The sequence below is a fragment of the Brevundimonas sp. Leaf363 genome (assembly GCF_001424025.1).
Classification (GTDB): Bacteria; Pseudomonadota; Alphaproteobacteria; order Caulobacterales; family Caulobacteraceae; genus Brevundimonas.
This window is the reverse complement of sequence record NZ_LMPZ01000001.1, coordinates 537,615-553,654: the sequence shown is the minus strand read 5'-3', so window position 1 is coordinate 553,654 and position 16,040 is coordinate 537,615. Positions and strand designations below refer to the sequence as shown.

13 protein-coding genes are annotated in these 16,040 nt (G+C 69.8%); 7 read left to right on the top strand and 6 right to left on the bottom strand.

What is annotated here, in order from left to right; genetic code table 11:
• Positions 1–85: 85 nt before the first annotated feature.
• From ASG17_RS02655 to pdeM, 4 genes are all read left to right on the top strand, one after another.
• Positions 86–337: a type II toxin-antitoxin system Phd/YefM family antitoxin gene (locus ASG17_RS02655; protein ID WP_056098676.1), complete on the top strand. Its 252-nt coding sequence runs from the start codon at positions 86–88 to the stop codon at positions 335–337.
• Positions 337–753 carry a type II toxin-antitoxin system VapC family toxin gene (locus ASG17_RS02650; RefSeq protein ID WP_056098673.1) on the top strand — a complete coding sequence of 139 codons (417 nt, stop codon included), beginning with the start codon at positions 337–339 and terminating at the stop codon, positions 751–753. The genes ASG17_RS02655 and ASG17_RS02650 overlap by 1 nt, the downstream gene beginning before the upstream one ends.
• Entirely contained in the window at positions 750–3,368 is a 2,619-nt protein-coding gene (locus ASG17_RS02645) for a ligase-associated DNA damage response DEXH box helicase (RefSeq protein ID WP_255353991.1), read from the top strand. Before ASG17_RS02650 ends, ASG17_RS02645 begins: the two co-directional genes overlap by 4 nt.
• Before the next feature lie 166 nt (positions 3,369–3,534).
• Positions 3,535–4,266 carry a ligase-associated DNA damage response endonuclease PdeM gene (gene pdeM / locus ASG17_RS02640; protein WP_056098668.1) on the top strand — a complete coding sequence of 244 codons (732 nt, stop codon included), beginning with the start codon at positions 3,535–3,537 and terminating at the stop codon, positions 4,264–4,266.
• Here the strand turns inward: pdeM and ASG17_RS02635 are convergent.
• The 4 genes from ASG17_RS02635 to ASG17_RS02620 all read right to left on the bottom strand — a co-directional run bounded on the left by ASG17_RS02635 (position 4,263) and on the right by ASG17_RS02620 (position 9,487).
• Positions 4,263–4,679, bottom strand: a complete 417-nt coding sequence (locus tag ASG17_RS02635; RefSeq protein WP_082496068.1) for a DUF3429 domain-containing protein — start codon at positions 4,677–4,679, stop codon at positions 4,263–4,265. The genes pdeM and ASG17_RS02635 overlap by 4 nt on opposite strands.
• Positions 4,679–5,491, bottom strand: a complete 813-nt coding sequence (locus ASG17_RS02630; RefSeq protein ID WP_056098666.1) for a TIGR02186 family protein — start codon at positions 5,489–5,491, stop codon at positions 4,679–4,681. The genes ASG17_RS02635 and ASG17_RS02630 overlap by 1 nt, the downstream gene beginning before the upstream one ends.
• Entirely contained in the window at positions 5,488–6,411 is a 924-nt protein-coding gene (locus ASG17_RS02625; protein WP_056098665.1) for a sulfite exporter TauE/SafE family protein, read from the bottom strand. Before ASG17_RS02625 ends, ASG17_RS02630 begins: the two co-directional genes overlap by 4 nt.
• A 253-nt stretch (positions 6,412–6,664) precedes the next feature.
• Positions 6,665–9,487, bottom strand: a complete 2,823-nt coding sequence (locus ASG17_RS02620; protein ID WP_235560341.1) for a hypothetical protein — start codon at positions 9,485–9,487, stop codon at positions 6,665–6,667.
• A 240-nt stretch (positions 9,488–9,727) separates the two neighbouring features.
• Between ASG17_RS02620 and ASG17_RS02615 the strand changes: the two genes are divergently transcribed.
• Together ASG17_RS02615 and ASG17_RS02610 are read left to right on the top strand one after the other, a co-directional pair.
• On the top strand, positions 9,728–9,943 hold the full coding sequence (locus ASG17_RS02615; protein ID WP_056099027.1) for a hypothetical protein: 216 nt from the start codon (positions 9,728–9,730) through the stop codon (positions 9,941–9,943).
• Positions 9,944–10,026: 83 nt separating this feature from the next.
• Positions 10,027–10,533 carry a pyridoxamine 5'-phosphate oxidase family protein gene (locus ASG17_RS02610; protein WP_056098661.1) on the top strand — a complete coding sequence of 169 codons (507 nt, stop codon included), beginning with the start codon at positions 10,027–10,029 and terminating at the stop codon, positions 10,531–10,533.
• Between the two features lie 51 nt (positions 10,534–10,584).
• On the opposite strand, the gene polA is transcribed toward ASG17_RS02610, so the two are convergent.
• Entirely contained in the window at positions 10,585–13,542 is a 2,958-nt protein-coding gene (gene polA, locus ASG17_RS02605; RefSeq protein WP_082496067.1) for a DNA polymerase I, read from the bottom strand.
• Between the two features lie 263 nt (positions 13,543–13,805).
• Here polA and ASG17_RS02600 point away from each other — a divergent pair, with 263 nt between their 5' ends.
• On the top strand, positions 13,806–14,132 hold the full coding sequence (locus ASG17_RS02600; RefSeq protein WP_056098659.1) for a zf-TFIIB domain-containing protein: 327 nt from the start codon (positions 13,806–13,808) through the stop codon (positions 14,130–14,132).
• 169 nt (positions 14,133–14,301) lie between these two features.
• Here ASG17_RS02600 and ASG17_RS02595 read toward each other — a convergent pair whose 3' ends face one another.
• A complete protein-coding gene (locus ASG17_RS02595; protein WP_056098657.1) occupies positions 14,302–16,014 on the bottom strand; it encodes a hypothetical protein in 1,713 nt (570 codons plus the stop codon).
• Positions 16,015–16,040: the final 26 nt, after the last annotated feature.

Here is a 16,040-nt window from a genome sequence, read left to right as displayed (position 1 = left end):
CGCGAAACGGAACGAGAACATTTCTTTGACGCGGGCGCTAAAGGCGTATATGGCCATACGTTCTGGCTATATGTGGAGACCGGTCGTGAACTGGAGTGTCGCCAAGGCGAAGGACAACCTCTCGGAGGTCATCCGTCGGTCGCGCAGCGAGGGCCCGCAGGAGATTTCCCTACATGGCGAGGCAGCGGCGGTGCTGGTCTCGGCGGAGGACTTCAAGCGCCTGAAGGATCCGCGCGCCTCGCGTGATTTCAAGGATTGGTTGCTGAACGGGCCGTCCCTTGAAGACATTGACTTGGAACGGGATCGTCGGCCGTCGCGAGACATCGATCCATTCTGATGTTCTTGCTGGACACCAATGCGATCAGCGAGCCGAAACGCGCGCGTCCCGATCCCGTCGTCGTCCGCTGGCTGAACGACCAGCTGCTCTCCGACCTGTATCTGAGCGTGATTACGGTGGGGGAGTTGCGACGCGGGATCGTCCGGCTCGAACCCAGTCGACGGCGGGACGATCTGGACTACTGGCTCGCCGAGCTCATCCTGCGCTTCGACGAGCGTATTCTGCCTATCGACCTGGGCGTCACCGAGCGGTGGGCGTCCCTGGCCGAAGCCCAGCGCGCGGCAGGTCAGGCATCCGAGATGGCGGACGAAATGATCGCCGCGACGGCGCATGTGCATGGCCTGACCATCGTCACCCGCAACACCCGGCACTTCGAACACACCGGTTGCCGCGTTTTGTCGCCATGGAGCGCGTGACCTCGACCCTTCCCCCCCTCTTCGCCTCCTGGTTCGCGTCGCGCGGCTGGAGCGCTCGGCGGCATCAGATGGAGATGGTGGCGGCGGCCGGGCGGGGGGAGCATGCGCTGCTGGTCGCGCCGACCGGCGGGGGCAAGACGCTGGCGGGGTTTTTGCCGACGCTGGTGGAGCTGGCGGAGCGGGGGCCTCGGCCGGCGTTCGGGCCGGGGTCCGGCGTGCATACGCTCTATCTGTCGCCGCTGAAGGCGCTGACCACCGACGTGGAACGCAACTTGATGACACCGATCCGCGAGATCGGGCTGAACATCCATGTCGAGAGCCGGACGGGCGACACCAAGGCCTCGAAGCGCCAACGCCAGCGCGAGTTTCCGCCGGACATCCTGCTGACCACGCCCGAGCAGCTGGCGCTGTTCTGCGCGTGGGAGGGGTCGCGGGCCTATTTCGCCGATCTGAAGTGCGTGGTGCTGGACGAGGTGCACGCGATTTGGAGCGGCAAGCGGGGGGACCTGCTGAGCCTGGGACTGGCGCGGTTGCAGCAATACGCGCCGGCGATGCGGCGGGTGGCCTTGAGCGCGACAGTCGACGATCCGGCGATGATCGCGGACTGGCTGAAACCTCACCCTTCTCCCCTCGGGGGAGAAGGTGGCGTGCGCAGCATGACGGTTGAGGGGGACGGTTCGGACACCCTGCGGGCGTCCAGCCTGGAGCAGACCATCCCCTCATCCGAGCCGCTTCGCGGCCCACCTTCTCCCCCGAGGGGAGAAGGCAAGGTCACCATCGTCCTGGGCGATCCCGGCGCGCCGCCTGTGGTGGATGTGCTGGTCAGCGAGGGGCATGTGCCCTGGGCCGGGCATACCGGCGCCCACGCCATTCCGGAGGTCTACGCCGCCATCAAACAGGCGGGTATGGCGCTGATCTTCGTCAATACGCGCTGGCAGGCCGAGTTCGTGTTCCAGTCGCTGTGGGCGATGAACGACGACGATCTGCCGATCGGACTGCACCACGGCTCGCTGGCGGCGGAGCAGCGGCGCAAGGTCGAGGCGGCGATGGCGCGGGGCGATCTGCGCGCGGTCGTCTGCACCTCGACGCTGGACCTTGGCATCGACTGGGGCGACGTCGATCTGGTCATCCAGCTGGCGGCGCCCAAGGGGGCCAGCCGGCTGGTCCAGCGCATCGGCCGGGCGAACCACCGTCTGGACGAGCCCAGCCGCGCCCTGATGGTCCCCGCCAGCCGCTTCGAGATGCTGGAGTGCCAGGCGGCGCGCGAGGCGGTGGCCGAAAACGCCTTCGACTGGGAGCCCAAGCATACCGGCACCCTGGATACCCTGGCCCAGCACGTCATGGGCTGCGCCTGCTCCGAGCCGTTCGACCTGCAAAATCTCTATGACGAGGTCCGGTCCAGCGCCCCCTACAAGGACCTGCCGTGGGAACGGTTCGAGGAGGTGGTCGATCTGGTCGCCACCGGCGGATACGCCCTGCGCACCTATGAGCGGTTCGCGCGCATCGTGAAGACGCAGGACGGTCGCTGGAAGGTGCGCAACCAGATGGTGGCCCAGCGTCACCGCATGAACGTCGGCGCCATCGTCGCCGCCTCGAACCTGAACGTCCGCATCGCCTCGCGCCGGGGCAAACAGCTGACGGGCGGCCGTAAGATCGGCGAGGTCGAGGAGTGGTATTTCGAGCAGATGACGCCGGGCGACACCTTCGTCTTCGCCGGCCAGGTCTGGGCCTTCCAGGCGGTGGCCGGAATGGACGCCCTGGTGCTGCCGGCCGTGCACAAGGACCCGAAGATCCCGTCCTACGGCGGATCGCAGTTCCCGCTGGGGACGTCGCTGGCGGCGCGGGTGCGGGCGATGGTGCAGGACCGCGACCACTGGCGCGTGCTGCCCGGTGACGTGCAGGAGTGGCTGGAGCTTCAGGAGACGCGCTCGGCGATCCCGCAGGCGGAGCAGCTGCTGGTCGAGACCTTCCCGCGCGGCAGCCGGCATTTCCTGTTGGCCTATCCGTTCGAGGGGCGGCTGGCGCACACCACCCTGTGCATGCTGCTGACGCGGCGGCTGGACCGGCTGGACATCGGGCCGCTGGGGTTCGTGGTCACAGACTATTCCTTCGCCATCTGGTCGATCCGGCCGATGGACGGGCTGGACCTGGACCGCCTGTTCGAGCCCGATATGCTGGGCGACGATCTGGAGAGCTGGCTGGAGGAAAGCTTCATGATGAAGCGCACCTTCCGCAATTGCGCCCTCATCTCCGGCTTGATCGAGCGCAAGCAGCCGGGCGCCGAGAAGACGGGCCGGCAGGTGACCTTTTCGACCGACCTGATCTACGACGTGCTCCGCCGCCACCAGCCCGACCACCTGCTGCTGCGCACCGCGCGGTCCGACGCCGCGTCGGGCCTGCTGGACGTCGCGCGCCTGGGCCAGATGCTGGGGCGGATCCAGGGCCATATCCGGCATGAGCGGCTGGAGCGCGCGTCGCCCTTCAGCGTGCCCGTGCTGGTCCAGATCGGGCGCGAGCGCGTCGGCGGATCGGCGGCCGACATGATCCTGGACGAAAGCGCCGAGGACCTGATCGCCGAGGTGATGAACGACGCGCCGCCGGAGCTGATGCAGTGAGGGCGGTCGCGCATGTCCTTCTCCCCTCGGGGGAGAAGGTGGCTCGCGGAGCGAGACGGATGAGGGGGCGGTTGGCCGCAGGCTCATCGCCGGCGTCTACGCGCGCTGGCGCCAACCCCTCATCCGAGCGCCTTCGGCGCCCACCTTCTTCCCCGAGGGGAGAAGGATGAGCCCTGCCCTGAAATCCCTCCTCTCCCCCGCCCGTCGCCCGTGCGGCGGCCTGACCGTGCGGGTTGAGGGGGAGACCTGCGTGCTGCGCTGCTCCGGCGCGCTGTGGCTGCCGGCCTTCTCGGCCTTGGTGGCTGGGGACCTGCACCTGGAGAAGGGTTCGGCCTTCGCCGCGCGCGGCCAGATGCTGCCGCCCTATGACAGCGCCGCGACCCTGGCCAAGCTGGCCGCAGAGGTGGCCGAGCTGCAGCCGCAGACGGTGGTGCTGCTGGGCGACAGCTTCCATGACTCGAAAGCGCTGGCCCGGCTGGCGCCCGGCGACATCGCGGCGATCGAGGCGCTGGCGGCGGGGCGCGACTGGGTCTGGCTGGAGGGCAATCACGACCGCGTCGCGCTGGGCGGCGCGCTGGAGCGCCTGCCGGGTCGGGTGGTCGAAACGATGTCGCTGGGCCGCCTGCACCTGATCCACGAACCGCAGTCGGGGCCGCAGGCGGGCGAGGTCGCGGGCCACCTGCACCCCTGCGCCAAGGTCGCCGCCTATGGCCGCGGCGTGCGGGCGTCCTGCTTCGTGACGGACGGGCGGCGGCTGATCCTGCCGGCGTTCGGGGCCTTCACCGGCGGGCTGAACGTCCGCGATCCGGCCATCGCCGACCTGTTCGCCGAGCGGCCCATGGCGGCGGCCCTGGGCCGGGACAGGGTGCATGCCATCGCGTGGGGGCGGTTGCTCTAGAGCGACTGCATGACGACGCCGAGGCTGAGCGCCGCGCCGACGGTCGCGACCAGGCGCAGCGGCCGGTACCAGGTCGGCTGGTCGCGGAAGTCCCAGTACAGCATGGCGATGAAGCCGAAGATCAGCACCAGAAACTGGAACGCGTGCGGCACGCTCGGCAAAAAGGTCAGCCAGGCGGCGACGGCGGGCAGGTTGCTGAGCACCAGCGGCAGCGCCCTGGGCTGCGGCTCGGCCAGTTCCCGCCCCCATCGCGCGCCGCCCAGGAAGGACAGGATGATCGCACCGTAGGCGCCCAGCGGCGTCAGCCAGACGTCGCCCCCATCCGGCGCGAACAGCGCCAGACCGGCGCAGCCGAAGAAGGGGATCAGTCCGGCCAGGGCCAGGCCCCAGGCGACGGTGCGAGCGGTGGGCATCAGCTTCTCCGGAACACGCGGCTGGCCCCGTAGCCGATCGCGGCCGCCAGCAGGACGCACAGGACGCCGTAACTCCACGGCCGCCGATGGGCGAACTCATAGATGTCGCGTTCGAAGCCGATCTTCTCGACTGTCAGGGTCAGGTTGGACACCGCCGCCGGCGCCCCGTCCTGGAATAGCCAGACCTCGGCGTAATACTGCCCTGTCGGCGCGACGGCGGGCAGCTTAACCTCGGCGCGGAACAGGCCACGGTCCACGAAGGTCACCCCGTCCGGGTCGGTGTCGTAGAGCGCCGCCGCCTCCTTCAGCCGGATGACGGCGCGGCGCCAGTCCAGATAGTCATCGCCCAGCCGGCTCACCACCACGTCGCGCACGCCGTAGCGGGTGACCGTGCGCCGCTCGTCCGGGGCGTTGATGCGCAGGTGATCGACCCCGACGCCCAGGCGCCGCAACTGGCCGAAGTTGGCGATGTCGCTGAGCGGCCGGGTCGAGGCGGTCATGTAGAAGCCGGGGGCGCCCTCGAACAGGACGGGACGGCTGTTGATCCAGACGCCCGCGCGCTGGACCTTCTGGACCAGACGCACCGGCGCCTCGGGCCCGCGCACCACCACCACGACGTCGACCGGCCGGTCGGTCGGATTGAAGACGGCGCCGTACAGGACGATGTCGGCGCCCCGGAAGCTGGAATCGACGTGCACGCGCGCCTCGGTCAGGGCGGCGGCGACGCGCAGCTCGGCGTCTGTCGCGACCGAACGCTCGGGCGCCGGCGCCGCGATGGCGGGCGGGGTCTCCAGGGCGGGGACGGGGATCATCCGCCGCCTCCGGGCGCCAGCAGGAACAGGTCGCTGGGTCGCACGAACAGCCCCAGCCCCATCTGCACCCCGACCAGCAGCACGATGAGGCCGAGCGCGGCGCGCAGTTCCTCGGCGCGGAACCGGCCGGAGAATCGCGCGCCCAGCTGCGCCCCGACGACCCCGCCGACCAGCAGCAGGGTCGCCAGCACGATATCGACCGTCTGGTTGCGCCCGGCCTGCAGGATGGTGGTGATGGCGGTGGTGATGATGATCTGGAACAGGCTGGTGCCGACCACGACATTGGCCTTCATCCGCAGCACATAGAGCATGGCGGGCACCAGGACGAAGCCGCCGCCCACCCCCATAATGGCCGACAGCACGCCGGCGAAGACGCCCAGGCCGAACGGCGGAATGGCCGATATGTAGAGGCCCGAGCGGGGGAAGCGGTATCGGAACGGCAGGCCGTAAAGCCACAGGGGCCGTCGCCGCTCCTTGCGCACAACGGGCAGGCCGCGCCGGCGCCGCAGGATTTCCCTCAGGCTCTCGTTCAGCATCAGGGATCCGATGGCGCCCAGGAAGATCAGGTAGCTGACCGCCACCGACAGGTCGGCCTGGCCCAGCAGGCGCAGATAGCGGAACAGCTCCACTCCGAGCAGGGCGCCGAGGGCCCCGCCCACGGCCATCAGGCCGCCCATCCGGTAGTCGACCTGCTTCAGCCCGCCGTAGCGGATCACGCCCGAGGTCGAGGAGGCGACGACGTGGCTGGCCTGGCTGGCCACGGCGACGGTCGGAGGGATGCCCATGAAGACCAGCACGGGCGCCATCAGGAAGCCCCCGCCGATGCCGAACAGACCCGAGACGAAGCCGACCAGCCCGCCTAGCAGAACCAGGAGCGGCCAGTTCACCGAAACCTCGGCGATCGGCAGATAAATCTCCAAGGAGCGCGGGCCTCGGGCGTTCGGGAGCGGAAGCTTCAGTTAGACTGATGCGCCGGGAGTCGCCACCCGCTTTCCCTCTCCCAGAGGGAGAGGGCTTGAGGCTCCAAGAGCCGGAGGCGATTGGCCAAGCCGAAAGGGTGAGGGGTGGGCGGCCAACAGGACAGGGCGAACCCCTCACCCTTTCGCGCAAGACTGATCGCTACGCTCTCAGGCGCTCAAGCCCTCTCCCTCTGGGAGAGGGGGAACAAAAGACTCACCCCGCCGCCTGGGCCTGGAAGGCGTCGGCCGCCTTGCGGGCGGCGCGGCGGGCTTCGGCGGTGGCGGCGGGGGTCAGGCGATTGACGGCCGCCTGGGCCTGCTGGTCGCCGGCGCGGGCGGCGACGGTGTACCACTTCAAGGCTTCCGAAGGGTTCTTGGCGATGCCCTCGTCGCCGTTCTCGTACAGGCGGGCGACGTTGTACTGGCTGTCGACCAGGCCTTTCTCGGCGGCGCGTTTCAGCCAGTCCAGCGCCTCGGCGCGGTTGCGACCGCCGCCCACGCCGTCGAACAGATACATGCCGTAGGCGTGCATGCCCTGGGCGTCGCCGCCCTCGGCCGCGCGGCGCACCCACAGGCGGCTCTCGCCCGTGTCGGTCGCGACGCCATGCTCGCCGGTCTGGTACAGGCCGGCCAGTTGCAGCTGGGCCGGCGCATAGCCCATGTCGGCGGCGCGGCGCAGGGTCTCGACGCCGCCCGGCTTGTCGGCCGAGATCTTCTCGCCCGCCTCGGCGAACAGGGCGGCGGCGTCCTCGGACGACGAAGGGGTGGCGTCGGTCGCCGTCAGGGCCAGAGCCGCGATGGGCGCGGCGTCGGTCGGCTGGTCCGCGCCCGGCAGCGGGATGCCCGCGCCGTCGCTGAGCCGCACATAGCCATAGCCGCCGCCGATGATGGCGGCCGAGACGGCCGAGGCCACCAGCGCCTTGCGGATGGTCGAGCCGTCGCGATTGGCCTGCTGGTCCAGGCGTTCCTGCAGGCGGGACTTGCCGCCCTTTTTGGAACGGCCGAAGGCAGCCTGGGGGGCGGGAGCGTCGGCCGGTTCGGCCATGGCGGCGCGGGCCGCGTCGATGGCCGACCGCGTCGAGGCCGCGCGGCCGGCTGCGGCGGCGGCGCGCAGGGCGTTCTGATCGACGAACTCGGTCTCGGCCGCATAGCCGCTGTCGCCGGCGTCGAAATCGCTGAAGGTCGGGGCCGTAGGGGCGGACGACCCGAAGGCCTGGGCCGAAAGGTTGGGGGCGCCGAAGGGCGCGGCCTCTGGGGCGGTCGCCTCCAGCGCGTCGTCCACCCGGGCGCCGCCGAAGGCGCCGAAGGCGTGAACCGGCTCGGACCACGACTCTACCGTAGCGGGTTCAGGCTCAGGCGCCGGCTCGGGCGCGTAGATCACCGGCTCAGGCGCGGCGGCGGCGGCGAACACGCTGCTCGGGAAGGGCGCGGGATCGGCGACCCAGAGATCGTCGGCGGGCTCTGCGGCCGGTTCGGCTGCGCCCGCGAAGGCGGCGGCGCGCCAGTCGGGCTGGGCGAAGTCCGGGATGATTTCGGCCTGCGCTGGCTCGGAGGCGACGTGAGCCGCCGGCGCCTCGATCGGCGCCTCGACGGGCGCGGGGGCCGGCTCGGGCCGGGCCGGACGCTGCTCGATGCTTTCGCGCGCCTCGGCCAGCAGGCGGGCGGTGCGTTCTTCGGACAGCCGCATGCGCTCGGCCAGTTCGCCCGAGGCGCGGTCGTAGCGTTGCTCGGTGCGGTCCGCGCTTTCAGCCAGGCGGCGGCCGATGTCTTCCAGAGCCTGGGCCGACTTGCGTTCCGACTGGGAGATGCGGTCCGACAGCCGGTCCGAGATGCGGGTGATCTCGCCGCCCAGTTTTTCCAGCGCCAGAGCGTGACGGTCGTCGGCCGTGATCAGCCGCTGCTCCACCACCTGGGCGTAGCGGGTCATGTCGCGTTCGACCTGCTGCGACAGGGTCTGGCCCAAGGTCTGCGACAGGGTCTGCCCGAGACGTTCGATGCGCTCTGCGCCGTTCGCCTCGACCTGCTCCATCCGGCCGTTCAGGTTCTGGGCGATCCGCAGGACCTCGCGGCCCATGGCGTCGATGCCGCGCGCCGACCGCTCCTCGGCCGCCTTGACCTGGTCGCCTACGCTGACCAGCGCGCGCTCGACGCGCTCCAGCCGGCCTTCCGCCTCGGCCGTCTCCAGCCGGTGCAGCATTTCGGTGCGGCTGGCCTCGACCTGACGGGACAGCACCTCGGCCAGCTTTTCGAAGCGGGCGGCCTCGCGGGCGCCCTCCGGCTCGATCCGGCCCTCGGCGGTGCGCAGGCGCTGGTCCAGGCCGGCGAAGGATTGCTCCAGCCGGCGCAGGGCGTCGGTGGTGCGGCCCTGGGCGGCGTCCAGTCGCGCGCCGACCTGGCTGAGGACCTCGCCCGCATTGGTCGTCCCGGCGCCCTTTTCGGCGGCGTCGAGGCGCAGGCGCAGCTCGTTGATGTTGGTCCGCTGGCGCTCTTCGATGTCGTAGAGGCGGCTGGCCAGGGTTCCGACGGCGGTCTCGACCTTGCCGAAGGCCTCGGCGGTCTCGGGGCCGGTTTCCTGTTCCAGCTTGCGCAGGCGGCGGTGCCCCTCGCGCAGCTCGTCGGCGATGTCGCTGATGCGCTTGTCGGATTTGGCGGCCGCCGTGTCGCGCGCTTCCAGCTGGCGCACCAGACCCGAAACGGCCTGGTCGACGCCGGTGATGGCGACGGTCGATCGACGCTCGGCCGCCTCGAGCCGCGCCGCGATCGCCTCGACCGAGGCGGCAACGCGTTGAAGGGTGTCGTCGCCGCCGCCTGCATAAGCGTCGTCCAGCCGGCGGGTGCGGCCGCGGCGGTCAAAGGCGTCGGCGGCGTGGGTGCGGCGCGAGAGCGGCGTGAACAGCTCCTCTTCGTCGCCGTCCTCCATGATCATGGAGTTCAGCCACTCGCCCAGCGTCATGCCGGAGCGACGAGCCAGGTCCTTGGCGATCTCGCGCGCTTTCGGGTCAATGCCCTTCACGCTCCAAGGCGCGGCTGCGCTCACTGATTCGCCTCCCGACCCACGGCTGAACCGTGGTTCGCACGCTAAACGCCCACATGCAGGGTGTAAACGCGTGGTTAACCGCTAGATGTTGGGCTGGACCAACGATCCTGTGGAAATCATTCGCTCACACCGCCTCATCTCGGGCGATCATGGTTAACAGCGGGTAAAGGTTAACCGCCAAGCAAGGATCAGCGGGCTGCGCGCTTGCGATCCGGGCATGTCGAGGTCAAGTGGGCCGGCATGTCTCTCTCCGTCACCCTTAGTCTGATCGCCGGCGTCCTGGCCTTCACTCTGTTCGCCGCCTGGCGCGGCGCGCGGCCGCTGAACGTACTGAAGGGCCCGCGCATGGCGCCGTGGCGCTTCATGATGCTGATGGGGGCAGCGATCCTGATGCTGCTGCTGATCCACCTGGCGACGCTGCTGGGCGCCGAGCGACCGGCCTGGGTCCAGATCTGAAGGCGGGGCGAAAGGAACCGCCCTGCGCGCCCGACATTTCCCAACGGAACGCTGATGATGCGATTGCCTGGGAGCACGACGCCATGTCCGACAAGACCCTGACCCCCGCCGAGGCGGAAAAGGAATTCTGGGATCACCTGAAGAAGTCCAACACCGGCATGCTGGGCCTGGACCAGCCGGGCTATCACGCCCAGCCTATGACGGCTTACCGCGAGGAGGAGACCGGCACGATCTGGTTCTTCACCCGCGACGACACCGACCTTGCCAAGGACGCCGCCGTCGGCTCGGGTCAGTCGGCCATGTTCCATTACGGCTCGAAGGACCAGTCGGTGTGGGCCTGCATCCACGGCAACCTGTCGGTCCAGTACGACCGCGCCGTCATCGACCGTCACTGGAACCCGGTTCTCGCCGCCTGGTATCCGGACGGCAAGGAGGACGCGCATCTGACCCTGCTGAAGTTCGTCGCCGACGAGGGTCGGGTGTGGGTGTCCGACAAGGGCGCCCTGGGCTTCGGCTACGAGATCCTCAAGGCCAACCTGACCAAGACCATCCCCGACGCCGGCGGCGTGGCGGACGTGAACCTGCAATAGGGTTCGCCAGACTGAAACGACAAAAGGGCCGGGCGGCGACGCCCGGCCTTTTTAGTGCGCCGCGTCCCAGTTGGCCGCGGCCCTGGCCTCGACCACCAGCGGCACGCTCAGCGCCACCGCCGGTTCGGCCGCCGTCTCCATGACACGGCGGATCAGCGGAATGGCGGTCTCGACCAGACCCTCGGGCGCCTCGAACACCAGTTCGTCGTGCACCTGCAGCAGCATCTTCACGTCCGTCAGCCCGGCGTCGGCCAGCGCGCCCGGCATGCGGATCATGGCGCGCCGGATGATGTCGGCGGCCGCGCCCTGGATCGGGGCGTTGATGGCGGCGCGCTCGCCGAACTGACGCTCGGCGTTGGACTTGGACAGGATGGCGGGGATATGGATCTTGCGTCCGAAGACGGTGGAGACGAAGCCGCTCTGGCGCACCTCGGCGCGGGTCGCGTCCATATAGGCGCGAATGCCGGGGAAGCGTTCGAAGTAGGTCTTGATGTAGGCCCCGGCCTCCGACTGGTCGATGCCCAGCTGGTTCGACAGGCCGAAAGCAGAGATGCCGTAGACGATGCCGAAGTTGATGGCCTTGGCCCGGCGGCGCGTCTCGGGGTCCATCTGGTCGACCGGCACGCCGAACATCTCGGACGCCGTGGCCGTGTGGATGTCGATGCCGGCCTTGAAGGCGCGCTTCAGCTCCGGGATGTCGCCGATATGGGCAAGCAACCGCAGCTCGATCTGGGAGTAGTCGGCGCTGATCAGCACATGGCCGTCGCGGGCGATGAAGGCCTGGCGGATCTGGCGGCCGGTCTCGGTGCGGATGGGGATGTTCTGCAGGTTCGGATCGGACGAGGCCAGTCGCCCCGTGGTCGCCGCCGCCAGCTGATAGCTGGTGTGCACCCGGTCGGTCGCCTCATCCATCGCCGCGATCAGGGCGTCAGTATAGGTGCCCTTCAGCTTGCTGAGCTGCCGCCATTCCAGCAACACGCGCGGCAGGTCGTGGGTCAGCGCCAGCTCTTCCAGCACGCTGGCCTCGGTGCCCCATTGGCCCGAGGCGGTCTTCTTGCCGCCCGGCATGTTCAGCTCGCCGAACAGGATCTCGCCGATCTGGCGGGGGGAGCCGACGTTGAAGGGCCGGCCCGCCAGTGCGTGCGCCTGCTCCTCCAGTTCGGCCATGCGGAAGCCGAACTCGCTGGACAGCCGCCGCAGCCGCGCCGGATCGACGCGGATGCCCTCCAGCTCCATGTCCGCCAGCACCGCGGGCATGCCGCGCTCCAGCGTCTCATAGACGGTGGTCAGCCGGTCGGCCGACAGTCGGGGGCGCAGCACCTTCCACAGGCGCAGGGTCACGTCCGCGTCCTCGGCGGCGTAGTGCGTCGCCGGCTTCAGCTCGACGTGCTTGAAACTCTTCTGGCTCTTGCCTGTCCCGGCCACCGTCTTGAAGGCGATCGGCTCGTGCCCAAGGTGGCGCTTGGCCAGTTCGTCCATGCCGTGCCCGTGCAGACCGCCGTCCAGCACATAGGAGATCAGCATGGTGTCTTCGATCGGCGCCACGCGGATGCCGCGCCGGGCCATGACCGCCAGGTCGTACTTGATGTTCTGGCCGACCTTCAGCACGCCCGGGTCTTCCAGCAGCGTCTTCAGTCGGCCCAGCGCCGTCTTCTTGTCGATCTGCTCCAGCGCCGGCCGGGCCTCGGGCGCATCCCCGAAATCCAGGCCCCCGCCACCGCTGCTGGGCGCATGTTCGTGCGTCAGGGGGATATAGCAGGCCACGTTCGGACCGATGGCCAGCGACACGCCGCACAGGCCCGCGTGGGTGGCCGACAGCTTGTCCGTCTCGGTGTCGAAGCCGACCACACCCGCCGCCCGCGCCCGTTCGATCCAGCCGTCCAGCGCCTCCAGCGTCTGCACGCACTCATAGGCCTCGCGGTCGATCACGTGCGCCTCGGCGGGCGCGGTGATCTCGGCGCCGTAGCGCGGCGTCATCACCGGGGCGGTGGGCAGGACGCGCGGGCGGGCGGGCGTGAAGGCCGAGCCCTCCTTCTCCGGCGCCTTGCCGTCGCCGACGCGCCGCCCCAGGCTGCGGAACTCCATCTCGTTCAGGAAGGCGCCCAGCACCTCCGGGTCTGGATCGCGCACGGCGAAGTCGTCGATGGCCTCCGGCGCCGGCGCGTCGCAGGTCAGCTTCACCAGCTCGCGGCTGAGCAGAATCTGGTCCTTGAAGTTGATCAGCGTCTCGCGGCGCTTGGGCTGTTTGATCTCCTCGGCGCGGGCCAGCAGGGTGTCGAGGTCGCCGTATTCGTCCAGCAGCTGAGCCGCCGTCTTGGGTCCGATGCCCGGCGCGCCGGGAACGTTGTCGACGCTGTCGCCGATCAGGGCCTGCAGGTCGATCATCTTCTCGGGGCCGACGCCGAACTTCTCGAACACCTCCGGCTCGGCCAGCCGCTTGTCCTTCATCGGGTCCCACATGACCACGCCGCGCCCGATCAGCTGCATCAGATCCTTGTCGGACGACACGATGACCGCCTCGCCGCCCGCGTCCCTTGCCTTGCAGGCATAGGTCGCGATCAGGTCGTCGGCCTCGTAGCCCGGCAGCTCGACGCAGTGGACGCCGAACGCCGCCGTCGCCTGGCGCACCAGGGGGAACTGCGGCACCAGATCCTCGGGCGGGGCCGAACGGTTAGCCTTGTACTGGTCGTACATCTCGTTGCGGAAGGTCTTCTCCGAGTGGTCGAAGATGGCCACCAGATGGGTCGGGCCGTCCGGGCCCTTCATGTCCTGCAGCAGCTTCCACAGCATGTTGCAGTAGCCCTGGACGGCGCCCACCGGCAGGCCGTCGGACTTGCGCGTCAGCGGCGGCAGGGCGTGATAGGCCCGGAAGATGTAGGCCGAGGCGTCGATCATCCACAGCCGCAGCGCCGGACCGTCCTGGGTCAGGGCGTGGTCTGAAGTTTCGCTCTGGGGCTCCGGCTGGATCTCGGGCTCAAGCGCGGGCGGCAGGTCGGCGGCGTCGGTCATGACGCCTAGATAGGGCAAGCGCCGCCCGGCGTCAGCCGCCGCCTGGTGCGTTATGTCGCGGCTCGGCCCGCTTGAACGGCGCCGACCAGGGCTTAGCTTCCTCTCAGCGATGCGGGCCCCTCTGGCGCTGCGCGGCGTCCGGCTTCCCCCTTCCCCTGCCGGGCCCCTGCGCGCGCGATGTCGGATCGCGATGGGCGTCCGCCGGCTCTCCCCCGGGTCGGCGGCGCCTGTCATCCCTGACGTTCAAGGATCGAGGACGGCCGATGCCCCTTCTGATGTGCCCCAACGACGACCAGCCCATGCAGACCATGGAGCGGTCGGGCGTGCAGTTCGACATGTGCCCCAAATGCCGGGGCGTTTGGCTGGATCGCGGCGAGCTGGAAAAGCTGATGGAGGCCGCCACCCACGAAGGCCGCGCCTCGGCCCCGGTCGCCGCGCCTCAGCCGACTTATGCGCCGCCGCCCCAGCAGCCCTCGCCCTGGCAGGGCCAGCCGCAGCAGCCACGCTACGACGACCGACGCCGCTACGAGAACGACGACTACTATCGCAAGAAGAAGAAGCGCGACTCGATCTTCGACATCTTCGACTGAGGCAGGCGCTCTCTCCTCTTGCCTTCGTCATCCTTGGACTTGATCCGAGGATCGGCTTGTCCGGTGGGCAATCGGCAAAGGCTGAGACGCAGCGTTTCGAGCCATCGACCTTTCGCACGACCAGCGCCTGATCCTCGGATCAAGTCCGAGGATGACGGTGCGGGATGAGTTAAGCCGCCAGTCCCGCCGCTCGCAGCAGATCGCGCATGGGCGCCAGGGTCTCCGGCTGGCTGGCCAGGACGGCGCGCGTTTCCGGCGTACGGAACAGTTTGACAGCCTCGACCTTGGCGCGGTCCGCCGCTGGACCGATCGGCGCGGCGACGCCGGCCGCCATGCGCAGCAGGGCAGACAGCTTCTGGGCGGGCGGAATGGCGGCGCGGACGAGCTGGGCGACCAGCTTGCCCTCGGCTTCCACCGAGCCGCCGACCTGGCCGATGGCGTTCAGAACCTGCTCGGTGTCGTGGTCGCTGAGGGCCGCCGCGCGGGCCGAGCGTTGCAGGCCGGCCAGGATCGCCAGCTTCTGCGCCGGCGTGCCGGCGCCCTGGCGCATCTCGCTCTCGAACCGCAAGGAGCCGACGCAGGCCGCCAGCCAGCGCGCCGCCGAGCGCTTGTTGGCCACGCCCATGACGTTCTCGCACAGCCGCGCCAGATGCTCGGCCTCCTCCAGCACCGTCTCGCAGCCGCGCACATAGGCGTCGACGAAATCGGCGGTGACCAGACTTTTGGAGCGTTCGACGAAGGCGTTCTGGACCTCCTCCAGGCTCAGCAAGCGCCCGGCGGCGGCCGTCAGGGCCGTGGCCAGGGTGCGCAGGATGTCGATTTCGCCCGCCGCGTCCGAAGGCCGCAGGCGGCGCGGGCTCATCAGTTCGCGCAGCACCATCCGGGCCAGAAAGCCGCTGAGCAGCGGCAGTTCGCCCTGGGCCATCCGCCTGGCTACCCGCGCCGCGGGCCCGTCCACGGCCGGCACCATCAGGGCCAGGCGCGCGTCGGCGGCGACCAGCAGTTCGATCTCGCGCGGCGCCACCATCCGCACCACGGCGGCCAGGCTGCCGCCCTGGTCCAGCGATGGGCCCAGCACCTCGGCCAGACTGGTCCGGGCCGCCAGGATTTCGATGGCCAGCTGTTCGATCGGCACCATGACCAGGGCGTGGCCCGGGCCGGACGGCGGCGACTGGTCGGCCAGGTCCATCAAGCGGTCCAGCCGCGCCCGCGCGCCGCGCAGACCCTTCACCGCCCCGCACACCGAGCCGCCCATGCGGAAGGCGCGGTCGGACGCGCCCGCCAGCTTTTCGGCCACCTGGGCCAGCGGCTTGTGCGACAGGTCCGGGAAGGTGTCGCCCGCCCCGGCGGCGATGACGCGCGCCACGGCCGCGTCGGCCAGCTTCTGATAATGGCGGATCAGCTCGTGGACCGGCTGGCCGACGGCCGAGCTTTCGGGCACGGCGACCTTCTGGATGGCATGCTGCAGCTCCACCCCTGACGCCTCCAGCCGTTCGGCCAGGTCGGGGCGGTGCAGCAGTTCGAAGGCCGTGGCCCCCTGACGCGCCAGCCAGTCCTCCAGCACCCGGCCGATCAGGTCACGGGCGTGCGGCGCATAGAGGTCTTGCGGTCCGTTGCAGGCGGGACCGGCGTGGGCGTCGTCCACGACCCGCCTGCGTTTCACCTCCGGCGCCCCCTTGGTCAGGAGGGTGACGCTGTTGAACTCCATGCTGTCGGGATCCAGCGTCTCCTTGGTGACGCGGACGGCGGCGGCGCGGTCGTCGCGCAGCAGGTCCTCGGCCGTCTCGATCGCGATCTTGCGGTCTTCGGTCGCCATGAGCAGCGACCAGGGGGCCGGCGCGGTCTTTCGGATGAAGACCTCGTAGTGGACGGGACCGGCCATGACGCCTCGACTCAAAATACTGATCG